Origin of the sequence: Mesorhizobium sp. B2-1-3 (assembly GCF_006442495.1) — a bacterium.
Taxonomy (GTDB): Bacteria; Pseudomonadota; Alphaproteobacteria; order Rhizobiales; family Rhizobiaceae; genus Mesorhizobium.
The window spans coordinates 374,392-390,819 of the sequence record NZ_VFWL01000002.1 but is presented as its reverse complement, the minus strand read 5'-3'; the positions used below and the strand labels follow the sequence as shown (position 1 = coordinate 390,819).

The following is a 16,428-nucleotide window of genomic DNA, read 5'->3' as shown; positions in this document are numbered from 1 at the left end:
TCGCTGATTGGGTGCTGTGTTTTTTGCGCTTGCTGATTTTGCTGATTTTGATCGGTTTTAGCTGGATTTGATTTTGCTGATTTGATCGGTTTTTGCTGATTTGTGCGCTAGATGATTTTGCTGATTTGTTTTTGCGATTTGCGGTTTGCTCATTTCGGCGCGCAGTGCGCCAAACCGTAAATGGGAACGCCTCCGCCCTACGTCAAGGGCGCCCAGCAAGCTCCTAGCGCGGGAGACATATTGGCGACAAGAACCGCGGCGAATCTTCGCCATGACCCGCGCCGAAGCTAGAGCAGCCCTGATCCGCCAACTCGATGGCATGTCCGCCGAAACGGCAGAGCTTGCCCGCGATACAGTCAGGATCTGCGACGCGATTGAAGACGACGACGATTATGTGAACGATGCGCAGACGTTCATGCGAACCCTTCAGTTTGTAGAATACATGATGACTGGCGTGAGGCCGAAGACCGACACGGTGCAGTGACCAGTTGCTCAGCCCTCCGCCTTGTAGTTCTTTGCCTTCTTTTTCGCCTCATCCTTACCGTGCTTGGCGGCGAGGTCTTTGGCCTGCTGAGGTGAGACGTCCGTGGTTTCGGCCATCTCCTGAGCTTCTTTGTCGGAAAGGTCGGTATCTGTCCTAGCGGGATTCTTGGCCATTTTGGAACTCCTGTTCGGAGACCTAACGAATGAGCGACAACGGCGTTCCCCTTCGGCAGCCGAAGTCTGCTGCCTTTGACGCATTCTTAGTCTCCGCGGATATACTGCTCGGCGAAGGGGCGATTCGCGGAATGTCGGGCAGGCTTGTGGAATTCTTCGGCTATGCGCCGCTTGACCCGGAAGGGTTGAAGCACGCGGCGGCGAAGACGTGCCCGTTCGTCAAAGCCCAGTGCATCAAGCCCAATCACGGCGGATGCACGCTTGAACTTGGTAACGAGCAACCAGTTATCATCTGCCCAAACAGGCTATACGCGAACGAGCACGCCATTCTCGGCGACGTTGCCGTGCAGGCGTTTGGCGCCGGCGTTAACCTCACCTCTGCCCAGGCGATCGAGAAAGCCAAGGCCGATGGCACACTCACTGGCAAAGAGGTCGCCGTCTTCGGAAAATACTGGGGTTCTGAACTGTCCATTCCCAAGCCGAAGACAGACGAAGAAGACGACACGGGCGGCTTTTACATCGACTATGTGCTGGCCCGCCTCGATACCACCGGCGCAATGGCGGAGTTCACCGCTTGTGAGATCCAGACCATCGATACGACTAACAGCTACCGCGAACAGGTCGCGGCTCTTTTGAAGGGCGAGCAGTTCGTCGATGACAAGGGCCGAAGCCCCGGTTGGACGAACGCGGGCCTGAATTGGGCCAACGTCTCCAAGCGCATCCTCCCCCAGCTGATTTACAAGGGCTACGTCCTTCGTCGCGAGAAGTACTGCGGTAAGGGCCTGTTCTTCGTTTGCCCGACCGCGGTCCTGAAGCGCATCCGCGCGCGTCTTGGGACGAAAATGCTGGAATACCCGATCGCCGCGGGCACGATCACGTTCCAAGCCTACGATATCGGAGATCCTGTTCCGCTCGGGCAAACCCGCTCGCTCGTGAAGGGTGAAACGTTCACGACCACCGTAGAACAGGTCGCCTACGCCTTCGTATCGCCCGTGAACCTTCCCGAGATGGGCGTCTACGAGAAAGCTATCGTGAAGGCTTTGATTCCGAGGGTGCCTGGTAAAAAGAAAGCTATTCCGCCGCAACCAGCCTAGGCCGTTCCTCGATTACGGACCGGATCGTCTCTCCTATACGCCGCCCGAGCAGCGGAGGAACGGCATTCCCCACCTGGATGTACTGCTCCGTCCTACTTCCCTTGAAATCGAAGAAATCTGGGAAGGATTGAAGGCGAGCCGCTTCGCGGACCGTTAATGCGCGGTCCTGTGCAGGGTGAAAAAAAGCCCCCCAATGGGGGTCACACTTTGTGAGGATAGTGGATGCGAGCCCGCCCCACCTGAGGCGCCCGTAACGCTTGGTATGATCAGAACGCTTTGCGCGCTTCATGCCTTCGGGAAGAAGTTCGAATGGAATGTCGCGCCACGATCCGCCTTCGGGAATGTGCTTCATACGGGTCAGGTTGACCGAGGACAGCTTTGCGGCCCAGTGATTGGTCAAAATAGCCGCGTTGCCACGGATCTCTCTCTGAAAAGCCGACGCCGCCTTTGTGCGGTATTTGGAAAGCTCAGAGCCCTCGCCATTCCCAAGCGCGGGGAGGTCAGAGATTGCGTCCTTGACCGTCACGAACGGCAGCAGGCCAGGTCCATGAGTACGTTCCGGCCAGACAATAGGAAGGCCAAGGCGATTTCCGATAAAGACGATACGGCGCCGCTCTTGGGGAACGCCATATTCCTCGGCTTTGAGGATTTTGCTCTCGACGTGGTAGCCGAGCTTCCGGAGACCGTCCACGACCGCATCGACTGCACCGCCGCCGCCTGCCGAGGTCATGCCGGTGACATTCTCCAGCACAACCCATTTTGGCTTAACGCCTTTCACGATACGCAGGTATTCCAGATAAAGGGACGCCCGGGGATCATGCAGGCCGCGTTGATGGTTGTAGACCGAGTACCCTTGGCACGGAGGTCCGCCGACCAACACGTCCAGCTCACCGGCCTTGAGCTTCGCAGCTTTCAGGAAGTCGGCGGCGGAGTGGTTCTGGATCGGGCCGGGCAGGAAAACGGCTTCGCTATGCGTTGCCGCAAACGTCTCCCCGGCACGGTCATCAAAGTCGCTACCTGCCAGCACATGGAAGCCCGCCTGGCGAAACCCTTCGGATAGGCCGCCAGCACCACAGAACAGATCAATTGCTGTCAGGGAGGTCATATCAGAGGTGTTTCCATGCCTTAGAACGAACCATAAACGAGTCGATGATGTGGCAAAAGTGGTTAACGGGGGATTTTTCCCCTAAGGCTTTGACATGGACAGAATTCCGAGTGCGCAACGTAGCGCAAATATGCGGGCGATCACGAGCAAAAATACCGCGCCAGAGATGGTTGTACGCAGGATTTTGCATCGGCTAGGCTACCGCTATCGGCTTCACGCCAAAGACCTTCCGGGAAAACCTGACATCGTGTTCCGGCAGCGGAAGAAGGCGATTCTGGTGCATGGCTGTTACTGGCATGGCCATGGGTGCAAGCGAGGCGGACAGGGGGCGAAAAGCAACACCGGCTACTGGGGACCAAAGATCGCGAGGAACAGGGAACGCGACGAGAAGGCCCTATGCGCCCTTCGTGATGCCGGTTGGGATGTGCTCACGATCTGGGAATGCGAGGTTGCCGACAATGATCTGACAGAGCGGCTACAGGCATTTCTTCCTGAAACGTCCTGTTCCTGAGTCCTAGGCCGCCTTCGCGGCCACAGCCAGCCGCCGTTCGATTTGCTGCGACGCGACCTGCGCCTCTACCAGCATGCGCTTTATATCATCGAGCCGCTGCCAATATTGGTCCCAGAGTTCCGCGCCTACCGTCTCGCGCAGCTTGTCGATCGGCATAGCCTCAGCCGCACCGGCCTCTCTTTCGAAGGCCTCCAGCCGTTTGACCCGTTCGGCCACATCCAGAGTGCCCTTGCGAGTTGGCGAGCCTTTGGCCTGGCTCAACATCCAACGCTTCCAGTCAGCGGCCCCTTTGGATTGGTTGCAAGGGCCGCAGGATGGCACAAGGTTGCCTGTAGTGTGGAAGTGCCCCGAGGGTCGCCCCGCCTTCACCAGGCCGCGCAGGTGATCCTTGTCGGTTGCCAATGCGCCGCAATACACACATTCCCTCTCATTAATGCCAGCGGCTTGATACAGCCTGGCCTGCATCTCGGGATCGACCTCGCGGGGTATGATTGCGTGGACGAAAGCGTGGGCAAGAGAAGTTCCGCGCCCGGTAATTGTCGGTCTTGCAGCCATTACACTCCTCACCTCAACGAGATTGCAGCCTGCGGTCCCGGCTGATAGTTCTTCCTACGGGGGATTCACTATGAGCGCATGGATTTTCTTCACCGTCACAGCCATCATCTACTTCGGGCTAAACTATGCCCTGAAGACGGAAAAGGGTTGGCCGGGGAACACACGGTTTCACGACCTGATTTCTCCAAAATCAGGAGATTCGGCTTCCAGCTTTTACAAGCTGATGGTGGGGGGAATAGTTGTTATCGTTGTCGTGTTCGCGATGGCGGTGATTAACCTCGGCGACACTAAGGATATGGGCACGTTCGGCGACTTCGTCGGTGGCGTCATCAATCCTATCCTGACGTTCTTCACCTTCGTCGGCCTACTCATTACGATTGTTCTTCAGCAGAAGGCGGCTTCGAGCGCCGACCTGGCGGCCCAAAAAACTGAAGCCACACTTACCGAGCAGCTCAAATCCCAAAAAAGGCAGAGTTTCGAATCCACATTTTTCCAGATGCTCAACCTGCACAACACCATCGTCAGTTCGATGGACATTCGCCGCTTCCAACGAGAGGACGGGTCGACGCCCAGTGACATAAAGGGCCGCGACTGCTTCGAGCTTTTTAGCAAGGAGCTTCGCGAACACTACGACCTTCGCATCAACATCCCCGAAATTGACCGCATCCAAGCCGCGTACCAGGAATTCTGGTCAGAGTGGCAGCAGGATCTCGGCCACTATTTTAGATACCTCTACAACGTCATTCGTTTCATCCACGAGAGCAACGTTGGGCACCTACGGTATATGAAACTGCTTCGGGCACAGCTGTCTGACTACGAGCTGCTTATACTGTTTTACAATTGCCTTACCCCTAAAGGGCACAATTTCAAACAGTTCGTCGAGAACTACTCCCTGTTCGACAACCTTCCGTATGAACTTGTTTTTGACCCCTCGCATGAGGCCTTTTACAACCCCTCGGCCCGCCACGACAATTTGTCGAAGATGGCGAATGATGACACCTTGGATAGCACTGCAACTATCGGTTGGCGGCAATAGAAGGCAGCCCGCAGCCTGCTCATTCCAGCTCCCGCATTTCCATCTCGTACCTGCCGTCGATGATTACTCCGATCGCGGTCCTGATTCGGAGCTCTTCTAATATCTTGCCCATTGCACGGCGCTGCTGATCGCCCAGCACCATTACTCGGTCCAGCCCCCAGTCGGGATCGCCCTCAGTGCATTCCATCATCCGTCGAAAGATGTCGTCCGTCTTCCGGGACAGCAATTGTTCAGGCCTGGTATTCGGTTGCTGGACCACCTCCGTGGCCCTCACTGCGTCCACTCCCTCCGGCCCATAGAGCCAGACGTACGAATCATCGGAATGCCTCAACATCCGACGGCACTGTCTATGCAGGCCCACCATCTCCCGTGGAGACCTGTAGACCTCACGCCACTTGGCCTGCACAAAGATACCTTTCGAAAAGCCATCTTCTGCAAAATCCATGATCCCGATGTACAGATCTATGCCCGTCGGCTTTTCGAGCGAACCACGCCCCTTGTCGGGGAGTTCTTGCGTCACAACTCGCACGCGGCGATTCAGGACAGCTTTATTCCGCAACTCCTTTTCGAGGAGAGCTGCGATGCGCGATGTGACCTGATGCTCTTGCGTGGCCGCTTCAAAGTGCTCGGACACCACTTCGTCTATTACGCTCCTTAGGATAGCTGCAACCATATCGCGCTGACGGCGTGTAAGCATAGTGTCCTCCCCACCCCTTCCCTTACCTCAGACCAATAGAAAAGGCAGCCCCGTAGGACTGCCATTACACAACTTCAGTCTAGCGTGCTGGGACGTTGGACTTCGCGTTCAAGAGGTGCTCAGCGCGCGGATTGGCCTTGGCTTCGTTGTAGCCCATGTTAGCGGCGCCAAAGATTGCAGCGCCAATGAACAGAATGAAAATTATAGTAACATCTTTCGATTGATTAAGTGTTTTAGCGTCTCGCTATTACTTGTTGGTGTCAAACGTATTTGTTGGCGGGCTCATTCTTATGCCGGTAGGGTAAAGGGTGAATATCTCTTTAGGCCGCCCGCCATAAAGCGCCGCAAGGCTACTACCGACCGGCGCGTGGCGGAGAAGCCTATGGACCGTGCCACTGGCGCTCACTACTTCCAGCAAAAGGAGGTGAAGCTCAAGTCGGTCAAGTACGACCCAAAAACCTTCAAGAAGGTCTCTGAGGAAGAGCGGGGCGATTTGGTCACGCTGGAGATGACGGTGCCGTCTTTCGCCTAACGCTTTTTAAGCTGCCTGCCAGACTTGATTCAATATCCGTGCAGCAAGTGCAGCTTTGTCTTGCGGCAAGAAACGACCGTAGTGATGGGCCACCATGTCGGGTGTGTCCTGGATCGCGTAGCTTGCCTGCTCATATGAGCCAGTCTGCTTCAGTATGTGCGTCGCCAGCACGTCACGAACATTGTGCGGCCCATGCGGGAGGAGACCGGGGATCGCGCCGCGCTGAGTATGCGGGTTGTAGATGCCATATCGCTGGATGGTCAGGCGCCATGCCTCATAGAATGTGTTTCGATCGTACGCGGCGTCCTTGCTGGTCGCTTTCACCGTTTTGATGAAGAAGGTGCCGGGGTCTTCCGTCCCTCCAAGGAGCACTTGGCGATGGCGATCAATATACGCTTCGATGTGCTCGTATAAACCACCCAGGTTCGGCAGGACGAGCCTAAATGGCTTACTCCCGAAAAAGGATGAGTCCGCGTTCTTGAAAGCGACCGAAGGAATTAACACCTCCCACCCGCTTTCGCGTTCGCTCCAGCGGAGTTCACCGCGCTTCATGTCGGCTAGCTGACGCTCAGATCTCGGTAGTCTCCCACGTTCACTGACCATCAGCTGGCGCAGGTTCTTCTGCCGCAACCCAAGATGCAGCCCGAACCGAAGCATCAGGAACGAGCGCACTGCTTCGGCGGCAGGGCGGCGATGGATGCGTTCATCAGGCATAAGCCGAAGAATCTCTTCCGTGATCTTTCGATACTCGCCGACTGGGCTATCGGCCTCAAGCACAGGCATGATCGGTTCAAAGGGATCACGATGCACACGCGCGATGCGCTGAATCTCCTTCACGCGGGAGGAGGCGTGCTTGAAGTAGACATCGCAGGCGTCGTCCCAATCCCCGCGGGCGCGATCAATGTCGGTCTGTGAAACTAGCCCGTTGATCGGGCGGATTCGCGACGACAGGTTAGGATGCTGCCTCAGCCAGCCCGTGTCTTTGCGGGTGAGTGCGAGCGAAATTCGCAGCATGTCCACCTCCCATGCAGTGTAGAACCCGCGCCGCCTCTCTCGCCATTGCACATACCAGTCCCAGACAGAGGGGAAGACGAGCAGGCCAAAAGTCACATGCTGCGCCGGAACGCCATAGCCACGCACCGGTCCGCGCGGATGCGCGGCCAACGCACCGAACATCAAACCGAGATGCTCAACTTTCTGCGATGCCGTCTCCTCGCCCCAAACACCGTTGCGCTGCAAACCGAACGCAGTGAGCGTCGCAGTCTTGAAGCGGATCAAATCCGCCATTTCCATGCTAAGGCTAGGTGGCGCGTCTATGACGCCGGACATCAAGTCGGGGTCAGTGAACTGTGACCCATCATCGTCCTGTTGCTCGCGCTGAACTCGACAGCCGTCATTTGCAGCATCCGACTGACCATAGGTGATACCCGGGAAACGGATGGCGTAACGCTGTTTCAACGCGGCCGCCTGGAATTTCCGATAATCAGTTGACCCGCTGATAATTACGCGCCGAACCCATTCCAGAATCTCTTCCTGCTCCTCGGGACGTCGCGTGTTGAAGTCGTCAGGCAGGTGCCACGCAAGCCGACGGCGTTCAGCCGGGCCGATATCATCGAGAATGTGGCCGGAGGCGGAGCGCGTCTGAAGTGGGAGTCTCGCTTTAAAATACCCTGCTGGAAGACGATAACGACGCTCGATCCGCGCTAGCACTTCAATGCTCGCCACGCCGCGCGGCGATTTTGATCCCTGGAGCCAGTGACGAATTGTCGAGCGGTCGAGACTCTCGTCGTCTCGGACAACAGCCTGATGAAGATGCCAATAGCTGTCGCCATGGCGGCGCATCTGGAAATCCAGCGCCGCCTGGAAGCTGGGATGATCAGACGCTTCCTCGAAAAGTGGTGGTGGGAACTCCTCGATAGCGCGCGGTTTCATGCCGGACTTTTGCCGGTCGACCGCTACTGCAGGCTCCTGCTCTGACCGCTCGAGCTTTTTTTGACGACTTGGAGTTGGCGCCTTCTCTGCCGGCGGTTGCGGACGTTCTCCCTCATGACGCTGCGGTTTAGTGTTGCGACGGCCCGCGATGGTCGCCCGCTTCGGCGCAGCTTTCGTATTTCGAGCGATCGCGTCCAATGCTGGTTCGATTGCGGTCCGGGCAGATCGAAGCGTTTCACCGTCGAGGTCGCAACAAATACCGATTTCTTGCCAATCATAGCCGCGCAGTTTTCGCGGCGGTGTTTTAGCACAGGAGATCAGGTTGAGCAGAAACGCTCTAATGCGGGCACTTTCTTGGGGGGGAAGCAGGGGGTCGAGACGGATACGGCAGAAATCAGAGATTTTGCGGGAAAGCAGTCTGGTATGCGAAGTTTCAGTCATGCGGGCAAGCGATGGGGTTCGTCAGCGTCGGTGGGAGGAGTGCACGCACATACGCGATTCTTGTCGCTTGGAAGGACCAAAGCGCATGTGTTTTACTGAAATTTCGAGCACGACGTGGAACCTCAAAGCACCACGTCAGACTCCTCCGACTTAGACCCGCAGTGAGGGCGTGATCACATCCCCAAAAGGCAGTTTTCATGTTCCGGCCGCGCTCGCGAGCACGCGCAATTCAGCCGGTGCAGCATGGCAGAAAGTTCGAAAAGCTTCCAAGAACCCCAGCCAAACCGGAGGCTGGGCAGGTAGCTCCGCTCCACGAGCTTCATTCGCTCGACGGCAGGAACTACTTCGGAAATAACATCAAATGGTTGTCCGAAGACCTTACAAATTCTGCGTTGGCTCCACTGCAGTTCGATAGATCAGGCTTAGGACGACGGTTGCGTCGTTGATCATCAGCCCATAGAGACGGGATAAATCAGGCAAAAGGAACCACCGATGATCAACGAATCCGATACCCGCTCTGCCGAACTAGCTGAGTTAACAGCCGAAATTGTCTCAGCATATGTCAGCAACAATCCATTGCCGGTGTCTGGCTTGCCGGACGTGATAGCATCGGTTCATGCTTCGCTGTCCGGACTTGGCACGCCGATCCCACCGGTCTCTGAGCCGCAAACTCCTGCGGTCAACCCGAAGAAGTCGGTGACGCCGGACTTCATTATCTGCCTCGAAGACGGCAAGAAGTTTAAATCACTGAAGCGGCATCTTAGCACGAACTTCGGCCTGACATCGGACGCCTATCGGGCCAAATGGAACTTGCCGCACGACTACCCTATGACAGCTCCGAATTACGCCGCTCAGCGCTCGCAACTGGCGAAGTCCATCGGACTTGGCCGCAAGGGCTGAACCCGTCGCACCAGTCAAGAAGGCACCTGGGAAGAGGAAAGCCAAAGCGTAGTTCGCCACCACCTGACGCAACGGAAAGACTCAGCTATGTTTGGAGAGCGGCGGACCTGAAAAGGACCGTCTGGCCGGCGCCATTCGGGCAACCTCCCAGCGAGGGCGCCGGCCTTTTTCCTAGCGGGGCGGCAACTGATACTGTCATCGGGCCGCTTGGCGATGACCGACGGCGGCCTTGGCTCCCAACTCGTGCCGTGGTCACCGAGCGTTTCGGTTGGCCTAGGTCGACCGACCTTGCACACTCCGTTGGCAGTTGGTCCGATTTCTATCCAGACATATCCCCTGCTTCTACTCCCTCACTCAGCGGATTTTATTTCCAATGCACATACCTACTCGTGGCCGCGCAACTGCATGACCAAGGGTTTGGGAGCGTGCTTGAGCCTGCTCTCATGTTCCCGACGTCGGACATTTGGGGAGCTTGATGGACGACAGGAAGTTTTTGACAGCTGAGGAAGTCTCGGAACGCTATCGCGGCACCATTTCTGTTGGAACGCTGCGAAATTGGCGGGCCAAGAGGATTGGACCGGCGTACGTCAAGCTTGGCAAAGCCGTGTTGTATCCAATTGAGGAACTGGAGACGTGGGATCACAAGAATACAGTGGCGTGCCGTGCGTCAAAGCGATTCAGCATGAACGGCGGTGAGTGAGCGTGATTTGTGACGGAGGAGCATCCAACACCGCCCCCAGAAGCCGCCCCTCACGTTCTCGGGTGTACAGATTTATGCAATATCTTTCAACAAGATAGCTTACGGCGAGAGGAAGTTGCACAACCACCCGTCGGGCGATCCGACGCCATCGCGTGCCGATATCGAGATGACCAAGGAGATCATCGACGCGGCCAAGCGGCTGGGCATTTCCGTGCATGACCACATCATCATCGGTCGCAAGGGCTATTCCAGCATGAAGGGCTTGCTGCTGATCTAGATCATCGGCTCGGCGAAGCTATCCGAATGAAAGCAGGCAATTCGCCGGCCCGGTCTTTCGGCTCAAGAATTTGAAAATCGTTCAATTCTGGAACGAATGGCCCGAAATTGAGGCCATATCGCCATAGTTTTCCAAATTCACTCGCAGATTCCAGACCTTTTAGAACATAATTCCGTTGAGGGGCGGCTTTTCCGTTGATACCGTTTGAAACGCTTCAATTGGAACCTGCCATTGCAACGCAAGCGCCCGACCATAGCGGATGTCGCACGCGCCGCCGGTGTCTCCATCGGAACGGTGTCGAACTTCATCAATGGGACCGCCGGCCTGAAGGAGGCCACGCGCGAACGCATCGAAAAGGCGATCGCCACGCTGATGTACCGGCCGAGTTCGTTTGCGCGCTCGCTGCCGGGCCGCGCGCCCCACAGGCCGAAGAATCTCGATCATCTGCCGAGGCTCCTGGTCGCGGGCCGGGTCAGTGTCGACTTTCTCTGCCGCGTCGACGTCCTGCCGCATCGCGACGACCGCATCACAGCCAGCCATATCGAGAAGGCGCTGGGCGGGCCCGCGGCCAATCTCGCGGTTGCCGCCGCCGGTGTTGGGGCGCCCTACGCTCTCGACGTGGAACTGGCGACGGCGGTCGGCGAAGACCCGGAGAGTGACTGGGCGCTCGGCGCGCTTTCCAAACTGGGCGTCCACGCATTGCCGATCCGCAACACGCCCAACAACCGCCTTTCGCAGGCCATCGTGATCATCGAGCGCAATGGCAGCCGCACGATCATCAGTGAACCGTTCGAACTCGGCGAGATCGATCTGACCGCCAATCTGGACATCCAGCCCGAACCGCGCCCGGCCTGTCTTCACATCGAAGGCTTCCACTACGAAACGATGACCGCTTCCATCGCGCGCTTTCATCAGGCCGGCTGGAGGGTGAGCCTGCATTCGGCCGGCCTGCCCAAGAGCGCACGCACGCCTGAAACCTTCACGCAGATGGTCCGGCACATCGACCTGACCTTCATCAACGATGTGATGATGCGGGAGATTTTCGACTTTCGCTCCAGGATGGCGACGATGATCGAAGAGGTGCGGCTGATGCTGGCGCGCATCAAGCCGCGCGGAACGGTCGTGCTCACTCTCGGCGAGTTTGGCGCGGTCGTCTTTCCGGCGAATGGCGGACCGCAGATCGAGGTGCCGGCACTGCCTGTCGACCGCGTCGATGCGACGGGCGCCGGCGACAGCTTCGCCGGCATATTCCTAAGCCTCTGGCTGCATGGTGCGTCGCTGGACGACGCCGCCCGCCATGCGGCGATCGGCGCGAGCCTGACGACCACGGTCGAAGGCGCACAGGGCTACATCGCGGATTTCGCGACTTTGAAGGCTGCCGCTTTGGCGAACAACGCCATGTTGGCAAGCTGAACCAACAACTTACGGGAACCTAGGAGAGTATTGGTCATGGCGAAAACAAGAGTGCTTCTGGTCGGCGAGAGCTGGATGAGTTCGGCGACCCACTACAAGGGGTTCGATCAGTTCGGCAGCGTCACCTTTCACCTGGGCGCGACGCCGCTGGTCGATGCCTTGAAGAGCAGCGAATTCGACCTCGACTACATGCCGGCCCATGAAGCCGTCGAAAAGCTGCCTTTCACCACGGAGGGCCTGTCGCAATACAAGGCCATCATCCTCTCCGACATCGGCGCGAACTCGCTGCTGCTTCACCCCGATGTCTGGCTGCACGGCAAGACAGTGCCCAACCGGCTCAAGCTTCTGCGCGACTGGACGCAGGCCGGTGGTGGCATGGTCATGATCGGCGGCTATTTCTCTTTCCAGGGCATCGACGGCAAGGCGCGCTGGCACCGCACGGCCGTCGAGGAGGCGCTGCCGGTAACCTGCCTCCCCTATGACGACCGGCTCGAGATTCCCGAAGGGTTCCGGCCTGAAATCACCGGTCCCAAGGATCACCCGATCTTTGCCGGCATCGAAGGCGAATGGCCGCTGCTGCTCGGCGCCAACGAGGTCGTCGCTCGCGATCGCGATGACGTCGAAATCCTCGCACGGTTGCCGCAGGATCACGGCGGTCATCCGCTGCTGGTCACCGGCCGCCATGGCCAGGGCCGCACGCTGGCCTGGACGTCGGATATCGGCCCGCATTGGCTGCCCAACAGCTTCGTGGAATGGCCGGGCTATGCGCGTCTTTGGACCAACGTGCTGCGCTGGGTCAGCAAGGCCGTCTAGCCGACCAGCAACCGCCGGGGAACCGCCATGACAGAACCGTTTCTTGTCGCCAGAAATATCGCAAAGCGCTTCGGCGCCCTGACTGCGCTTGCCGATGTCGACCTGGAAATCCGCTCCGGCGAGGTGCTGGCGCTTCTCGGCGACAACGGCGCCGGCAAATCCACCTTCATCAAGATCCTGGCGGGCGCCCATCCGCCCAGCGATGGAAAGCTTCTCATCGAGGGCAATCCGGTGGCTTTCTCCTCGCCCAAGGATGCGGCGTCGTCGGGGATCGCGACGATCTTTCAGGAACTGGCGCTCTCGGAAAACCTGTCGATTGCCGAAAACGTCTTTCTCGGCCGCGAATTGAAACGCTCCATTTTGGGTATTCCCTTCCTGAAGCGCAAGGAAATGCGCCAGCGCGTCGACGGCCTGCTGAAAGAGCTCGACGCGCATATTTCCGATCCGGAAGCACCCGTCGGCAGCCTGTCCGGCGGTCAGCGCCAAGCCGTGGCCATCTGCCGGGCCCTCAATCTGAATGCCAGGCTGGTCATCATGGACGAGCCGACGGCGGCCCTAGCCGTTGCAGAAACCCGCAAGGTCCTCGCACTAACGCGGCGGCTTGCCGCGCGCGGTTGTGCCGTCGTCCTCATCAGCCACAACATTTCCGAAGTGTTCGAGGTCGCCGACCGCATCGTGGTGTTCCGGCGCGGCCGCAAGGTGGCCGAACGGCTGGCGGCCGAGACCAATCACGAGGAAGTCGTTTCGCTCATAACAGGCGCTCATCCCGACGTGCGGGCGCTTGAAAAATCAAACTGAAATGCACGTCCATTCCAGAGAGGATAAACCAATGCTTTCTCAACTCAAAAAAGCGCTCGCCGTTTCCGTGCTGTCACTCGTGGTCGCCACGGCGGCGCATGCCGCCGACAAGCCCAAGGTCGCCTTCGTCCCGCAATTGATCGGCATACCCTATTTCAATGCCATGGAAGCCGGCGGCAATCGCGCCGCGAAGGACCTGGGCGTCGATTTCATCTATTCCGGCCCCGTCGACACCAACCCGGTCGATCAGTTGCAGATCGTGCAGAACCTGATCGACCAGGGTGTCCAGGCGATCTCGGTCAGCGTGCTGGATGCGTCCAGCATCGCGCCCGTCGTCGAGAGCGCCAAGGCCAAGGGCATCAAGCTTTTCACCAGCGACAGCGATGCACCCGACAGCGGCCGTGCCGTCTATGTGGCGCAGGCGACCGACGAAGGGCTCGGCACGACGATCATCGATGAGTTGGTGAAGCGCGTCGGCGAGGACGCCACGATCGGCATCGTCTCCGGCGAGGCGACGGCGTCCAATCTCAACGCCTGGATCGGCTTCATGCAGAAAGAGGCCACCGCCAAATATCCGAAGCTGAAACTGCTCGCTCCGCAATTCGCTGGCGGCACGGCCGAGCGCGCCGCGCAGATATCAGGCGATCTCATGGCCGCCAATCCCGACATCAAGGCCATCATCGCCGTCGCATCCTCGACCTGTCCGGGCGTCGCCCAGGCCATCGAAACCGCCGGTAAGATCGGCTCCGTCATCGGCACGGGCTATTGCAGCCCGAACACGGCGCGATCCTACCTGAAGAGCGGCGCCTTCGGCTTCACCGTGCTGTGGGATCCCGAACAGCTGGGCTATCTCACGGTCTGGGCCGGCAAGCAGTTGATCGACGGCAAGAGCTTCGAAGCGGAAAACAAGATCGCCGGCCTCGAAAAGCCCGCCACCTATGATGCCGCCAAGGGCATCCTGCTGCTCGGACCGCCGGCGGTCTTCACGAAGGACAATGTCGACAAGTTCAACTTCTGAGCCTTGGGATGAACACGGTGCGACAGTTTGGAAACGGCGTTTTGGCCATGAACGGGCGGGAGTGGTCCTTGCTTGCCGCCTGTCTCCTGGCGATCGTCATCTTTTCTGTCGCATCGCCCCACTACGCGACGCCAGGCAATGCGGCGACCGTCCTGCGCAACAGCGTCGAACTGCTGCTGATCGGCCTTGGCATGACCTTGCTGCTGGCCATGGGCGGCATCGACGTCTCGATCGGCATCGTCATGGGTCTGGCGGCAATAGCGATCGGCCGTGTGCTCGGCGCCGGGGGCAATCCGCTGCTGGCGCTCATCGCTGGCCCTGCGGTCGGTGCGCTGCTCGGCTGCGTGACGGCCACCGTCGTCGTCCTCGGTCGCATTCCGGCAATCGTGGGAACGCTCGGCTTGCTTGGCGTCTACCGCACCGCCGTCTTTGTCCTTCTCGGCGGGCAGTGGCTCTCCGGCCTGCCCTCGAGCCTCACCAATCTTCTGGCAACCACCGTACTCGGCATTCCAGTCCCAGCCATCGTCATTGCCATCGCCTATCTGGTCGTCTGGCTGGCGTTGCGGCGAACCCCCTACGGGCCGCACCTGCTGGCGATCGGCAATTCCGAGGAAAAGGCCCGGCTGTCCGGAATCCCCGTGGTCAAGGTACGCTTCATGACCTTCGTCATCAGTGGCGTCCTGACTGGCATTGCCGCCACGTTTTACGTCGCCACCTACCGCAATGTGGAGATGACGATCGGCAGCACGCTGGCGCTCGATGCGATCGCCGCGGTCATTCTCGGCGGCACGAGCATATTGGGCGGCAGATGCAGCTTGATAGGCACGGTCTTCGGTGTACTGCTTCTGAGAATTCTCCAGAATGGATTGCTCTTGATCGGCGTTCCCTCGCTTTGGCAGCCTGTGGTTACCGGTGTTCTCATCATCGGCGTGCTCGGCTTCGAAGCCGTCTCCAACCGGCTGCCGCTTGCCCAATTCCTGCGAGCCCGCGCATGAACAGGATCCGGAACCTGCAGGGCCCCGCCCTCACTTTGGCTCTGCTGTGCGGCCTTTGGCTGGTCGTTATTGTCGGCCTGCTGGCGCTCAAGCCTTCGGTCTTCAATCTCGGCACCGTCACCACGATTTTGCAATTTTCGACGATCCTGGCCCTGGTCGGCCTTGGACAGGCGCTGGTCGTCCTGGCCGGGGGCGCGGGCATCGACCTGTCCGTTGGCGGCGCCGTTTCGCTCTCGGCGATCGTTGCCATGCTTTCCCTGAAGCTGGGGTTGCCGCCCCTTCTGTTGCCGGTCGTCTGCATCCTGGCTGGCGCTGTGCTCGGTGCCTTGAACGGATGGCTGGTGAACGAGCTCGCCCTTCTCCCCTTCATCGCGACGCTGGGAACATTCTTCGTCTATTCCGGCCTCGCGCTTGCGGTCACCGGCGGCGCGGCGCAGTCCGGCGTGCCCGCCTGGCTGCTCGTTTGGGGGCGCGGTGCGATTATGGGCATCCCCGTGCCTTTCCTCACGCTCGCCGTCCCCTGCTTCGCGCTTGCCGGTCTCGTGTTGCTCTCGACGGCCTGGGGGCGCTGGATCTATGCCATGGGCTTCAACGAGCGCTCGGCCAAACTGGTCGGCATTCCGGTCGATCGCGTACGCTTCATTCTCTACGTGCTGAGCGGCGCACTGGCCGGTGCTGCCGGCCTCGTCTCTCTCGCCTGGCTCGGCAGCGGCAGGCCCAATATCGGCCAGAACCTCGAACTGGAATCGCTGACCGCGGCCATGCTGGGAGGCATCGTCATCACCGGCGGACGCGGTGGCGTCGGCGGCGTGTTCGCGGCCGTCCTGCTGCTGGTCACGCTGAAGACCGGCCTTCTGCAATTGAACATCAACACGGTCTGGCAGGTGGGGATTGTCGGCGCCCTTCTGGTTTTCGTCCTTCTCGCCGACCGACTTTCCCAACGTTGGAGATAAC

At 59.0% G+C, this 16,428-nt stretch carries 17 protein-coding genes and 2 pseudogenes; 14 read left to right on the top strand and 5 right to left on the bottom strand.

Annotation, left to right across the window (positions count from 1 at the left end; translation table 11 throughout):
* Positions 1-271: 271 nt before the first annotated feature.
* Complete coding sequence (locus FJ973_RS06555) at positions 272-484, top strand: hypothetical protein (protein WP_140555319.1); 213 nt, start codon at positions 272-274, stop codon at positions 482-484.
* Between the two features lie 8 nt (positions 485-492).
* Here the strand turns inward: FJ973_RS06555 and FJ973_RS30780 are convergent, their stop codons facing one another.
* The gene (locus FJ973_RS30780; protein ID WP_181170879.1) at positions 493-657 is read right to left on the bottom strand and encodes a hypothetical protein; all 165 of its coding nucleotides are present in this window, start codon (positions 655-657) and stop codon (positions 493-495) included.
* Between the two features lie 29 nt (positions 658-686).
* On the opposite strand from FJ973_RS30780, the gene FJ973_RS06550 reads away from it, so the two are divergent.
* Positions 687-1,751, top strand: coding sequence for a NotI family restriction endonuclease (locus FJ973_RS06550; RefSeq protein WP_246675830.1), 1,065 nt, complete (start codon positions 687-689; stop codon positions 1,749-1,751).
* On the opposite strand, the gene FJ973_RS06545 is transcribed toward FJ973_RS06550, so the two are convergent.
* Positions 1,729-2,856: a DNA cytosine methyltransferase gene (locus FJ973_RS06545; RefSeq protein WP_140555317.1), complete on the bottom strand. Its 1,128-nt coding sequence runs from the start codon at positions 2,854-2,856 to the stop codon at positions 1,729-1,731. The two genes, FJ973_RS06550 and FJ973_RS06545, sit on opposite strands and share 23 nt — an antisense overlap.
* A 94-nt stretch (positions 2,857-2,950) precedes the next feature.
* Between FJ973_RS06545 and FJ973_RS06540 the strand changes: the two genes are divergently transcribed.
* Entirely contained in the window at positions 2,951-3,367 is a 417-nt protein-coding gene (locus tag FJ973_RS06540; RefSeq protein ID WP_140555316.1) for a very short patch repair endonuclease, read from the top strand.
* Between the two features lie 3 nt (positions 3,368-3,370).
* Here the strand turns inward: FJ973_RS06540 and FJ973_RS30775 are convergent, their stop codons facing one another.
* Positions 3,371-3,922, bottom strand: a complete 552-nt coding sequence (locus FJ973_RS30775; RefSeq protein WP_181170878.1) for an HNH endonuclease — start codon at positions 3,920-3,922, stop codon at positions 3,371-3,373.
* Between the two features lie 70 nt (positions 3,923-3,992).
* Here FJ973_RS30775 and FJ973_RS06530 point away from each other — a divergent pair, with 70 nt between their 5' ends.
* Positions 3,993-4,958, top strand: coding sequence for a putative phage abortive infection protein (locus FJ973_RS06530; protein ID WP_181170877.1), 966 nt, complete (start codon positions 3,993-3,995; stop codon positions 4,956-4,958).
* A gap of 19 nt (positions 4,959-4,977) precedes the next feature.
* On the opposite strand, the gene FJ973_RS06525 is transcribed toward FJ973_RS06530, so the two are convergent.
* A complete protein-coding gene (locus FJ973_RS06525) occupies positions 4,978-5,655 on the bottom strand; it encodes a hypothetical protein (protein ID WP_140555311.1) in 678 nt (225 codons plus the stop codon).
* A gap of 382 nt (positions 5,656-6,037) precedes the next feature.
* Here FJ973_RS06525 and FJ973_RS30770 point away from each other — a divergent pair, with 382 nt between their 5' ends.
* On the top strand, positions 6,038-6,187 hold the full coding sequence (locus tag FJ973_RS30770; protein ID WP_181170876.1) for a hypothetical protein: 150 nt from the start codon (positions 6,038-6,040) through the stop codon (positions 6,185-6,187).
* Positions 6,188-6,193: 6 nt separating this feature from the next.
* Here FJ973_RS30770 and FJ973_RS06520 read toward each other — a convergent pair whose 3' ends face one another.
* Positions 6,194-8,560: a hypothetical protein gene (locus tag FJ973_RS06520; RefSeq protein WP_140555309.1), complete on the bottom strand. Its 2,367-nt coding sequence runs from the start codon at positions 8,558-8,560 to the stop codon at positions 6,194-6,196.
* Between the two features lie 492 nt (positions 8,561-9,052).
* On the opposite strand from FJ973_RS06520, the pseudogene FJ973_RS06515 reads away from it, so the two are divergent.
* The 9 genes and pseudogenes from FJ973_RS06515 to FJ973_RS06475 all read left to right on the top strand — a co-directional run bounded on the left by FJ973_RS06515 (position 9,053) and on the right by FJ973_RS06475 (position 16,427).
* Positions 9,053-9,512 (top strand): annotated as a pseudogene (locus tag FJ973_RS06515) (MucR family transcriptional regulator).
* Between the two features lie 423 nt (positions 9,513-9,935).
* Positions 9,936-10,160: a helix-turn-helix domain-containing protein gene (locus tag FJ973_RS06510; protein ID WP_095794089.1), complete on the top strand. Its 225-nt coding sequence runs from the start codon at positions 9,936-9,938 to the stop codon at positions 10,158-10,160.
* Positions 10,161-10,275: 115 nt separating this feature from the next.
* A pseudogene (locus tag FJ973_RS06505) lies at positions 10,276-10,437 on the top strand (JAB domain-containing protein); the annotation flags it as partial.
* A gap of 231 nt (positions 10,438-10,668) precedes the next feature.
* On the top strand, positions 10,669-11,850 hold the full coding sequence (locus tag FJ973_RS06500; protein ID WP_140521013.1) for a PfkB family carbohydrate kinase: 1,182 nt from the start codon (positions 10,669-10,671) through the stop codon (positions 11,848-11,850).
* Between the two features lie 36 nt (positions 11,851-11,886).
* Positions 11,887-12,663 carry a glutamine amidotransferase gene (locus FJ973_RS06495; protein WP_140495807.1) on the top strand — a complete coding sequence of 259 codons (777 nt, stop codon included), beginning with the start codon at positions 11,887-11,889 and terminating at the stop codon, positions 12,661-12,663.
* A 27-nt stretch (positions 12,664-12,690) separates the two neighbouring features.
* The gene (locus tag FJ973_RS06490) at positions 12,691-13,461 is read left to right on the top strand and encodes an ATP-binding cassette domain-containing protein (RefSeq protein ID WP_140495806.1); all 771 of its coding nucleotides are present in this window, start codon (positions 12,691-12,693) and stop codon (positions 13,459-13,461) included.
* Positions 13,462-13,492: 31 nt separating this feature from the next.
* Complete coding sequence (locus FJ973_RS06485; protein ID WP_140495805.1) at positions 13,493-14,479, top strand: autoinducer 2 ABC transporter substrate-binding protein; 987 nt, start codon at positions 13,493-13,495, stop codon at positions 14,477-14,479.
* A gap of 68 nt (positions 14,480-14,547) precedes the next feature.
* Positions 14,548-15,474 (top strand): ABC transporter permease, encoded by a 927-nt coding sequence (locus FJ973_RS06480; RefSeq protein ID WP_246675550.1) that lies wholly within the window; start codon positions 14,548-14,550, stop codon positions 15,472-15,474.
* Positions 15,471-16,427: an ABC transporter permease gene (locus FJ973_RS06475; protein WP_140517085.1), complete on the top strand. Its 957-nt coding sequence runs from the start codon at positions 15,471-15,473 to the stop codon at positions 16,425-16,427. Before FJ973_RS06480 ends, FJ973_RS06475 begins: the two co-directional genes overlap by 4 nt.
* The last annotated feature ends 1 nt before the right edge of the window (position 16,428 follow it).

Excerpts from the sequence above, each read along its gene's own strand:
- FJ973_RS06555 (WP_140555319.1), top strand. The coding sequence starts at position 272 with ATGACCCGCGCCGAAGCTAGAGCAGCCCTGATCCGCCAACTCGATGGC.
- FJ973_RS30780 (WP_181170879.1), bottom strand. The coding sequence starts at position 657 with ATGGCCAAGAATCCCGCTAGGACAGATACCGACCTTTCCGACAAAGAA.
- FJ973_RS06550 (WP_246675830.1), top strand. The coding sequence starts at position 687 with ATGAGCGACAACGGCGTTCCCCTTCGGCAGCCGAAGTCTGCTGCCTTT.
- FJ973_RS06545 (WP_140555317.1), bottom strand. The coding sequence starts at position 2,856 with ATGACCTCCCTGACAGCAATTGATCTGTTCTGTGGTGCTGGCGGCCTA.
- FJ973_RS06540 (WP_140555316.1), top strand. The coding sequence starts at position 2,951 with ATGGACAGAATTCCGAGTGCGCAACGTAGCGCAAATATGCGGGCGATC.
- FJ973_RS30775 (WP_181170878.1), bottom strand. The coding sequence starts at position 3,922 with ATGGCTGCAAGACCGACAATTACCGGGCGCGGAACTTCTCTTGCCCAC.
- FJ973_RS06530 (WP_181170877.1), top strand. The coding sequence starts at position 3,993 with ATGAGCGCATGGATTTTCTTCACCGTCACAGCCATCATCTACTTCGGG.
- FJ973_RS06525 (WP_140555311.1), bottom strand. The coding sequence starts at position 5,655 with ATGCTTACACGCCGTCAGCGCGATATGGTTGCAGCTATCCTAAGGAGC.
- FJ973_RS30770 (WP_181170876.1), top strand. The coding sequence starts at position 6,038 with ATGGACCGTGCCACTGGCGCTCACTACTTCCAGCAAAAGGAGGTGAAG.
- FJ973_RS06520 (WP_140555309.1), bottom strand. The coding sequence starts at position 8,560 with ATGACTGAAACTTCGCATACCAGACTGCTTTCCCGCAAAATCTCTGAT.
- FJ973_RS06510 (WP_095794089.1), top strand. The coding sequence starts at position 9,936 with ATGGACGACAGGAAGTTTTTGACAGCTGAGGAAGTCTCGGAACGCTAT.
- FJ973_RS06495 (WP_140495807.1), top strand. The coding sequence starts at position 11,887 with ATGGCGAAAACAAGAGTGCTTCTGGTCGGCGAGAGCTGGATGAGTTCG.
- FJ973_RS06490 (WP_140495806.1), top strand. The coding sequence starts at position 12,691 with ATGACAGAACCGTTTCTTGTCGCCAGAAATATCGCAAAGCGCTTCGGC.
- FJ973_RS06485 (WP_140495805.1), top strand. The coding sequence starts at position 13,493 with ATGCTTTCTCAACTCAAAAAAGCGCTCGCCGTTTCCGTGCTGTCACTC.
- FJ973_RS06475 (WP_140517085.1), top strand. The coding sequence starts at position 15,471 with ATGAACAGGATCCGGAACCTGCAGGGCCCCGCCCTCACTTTGGCTCTG.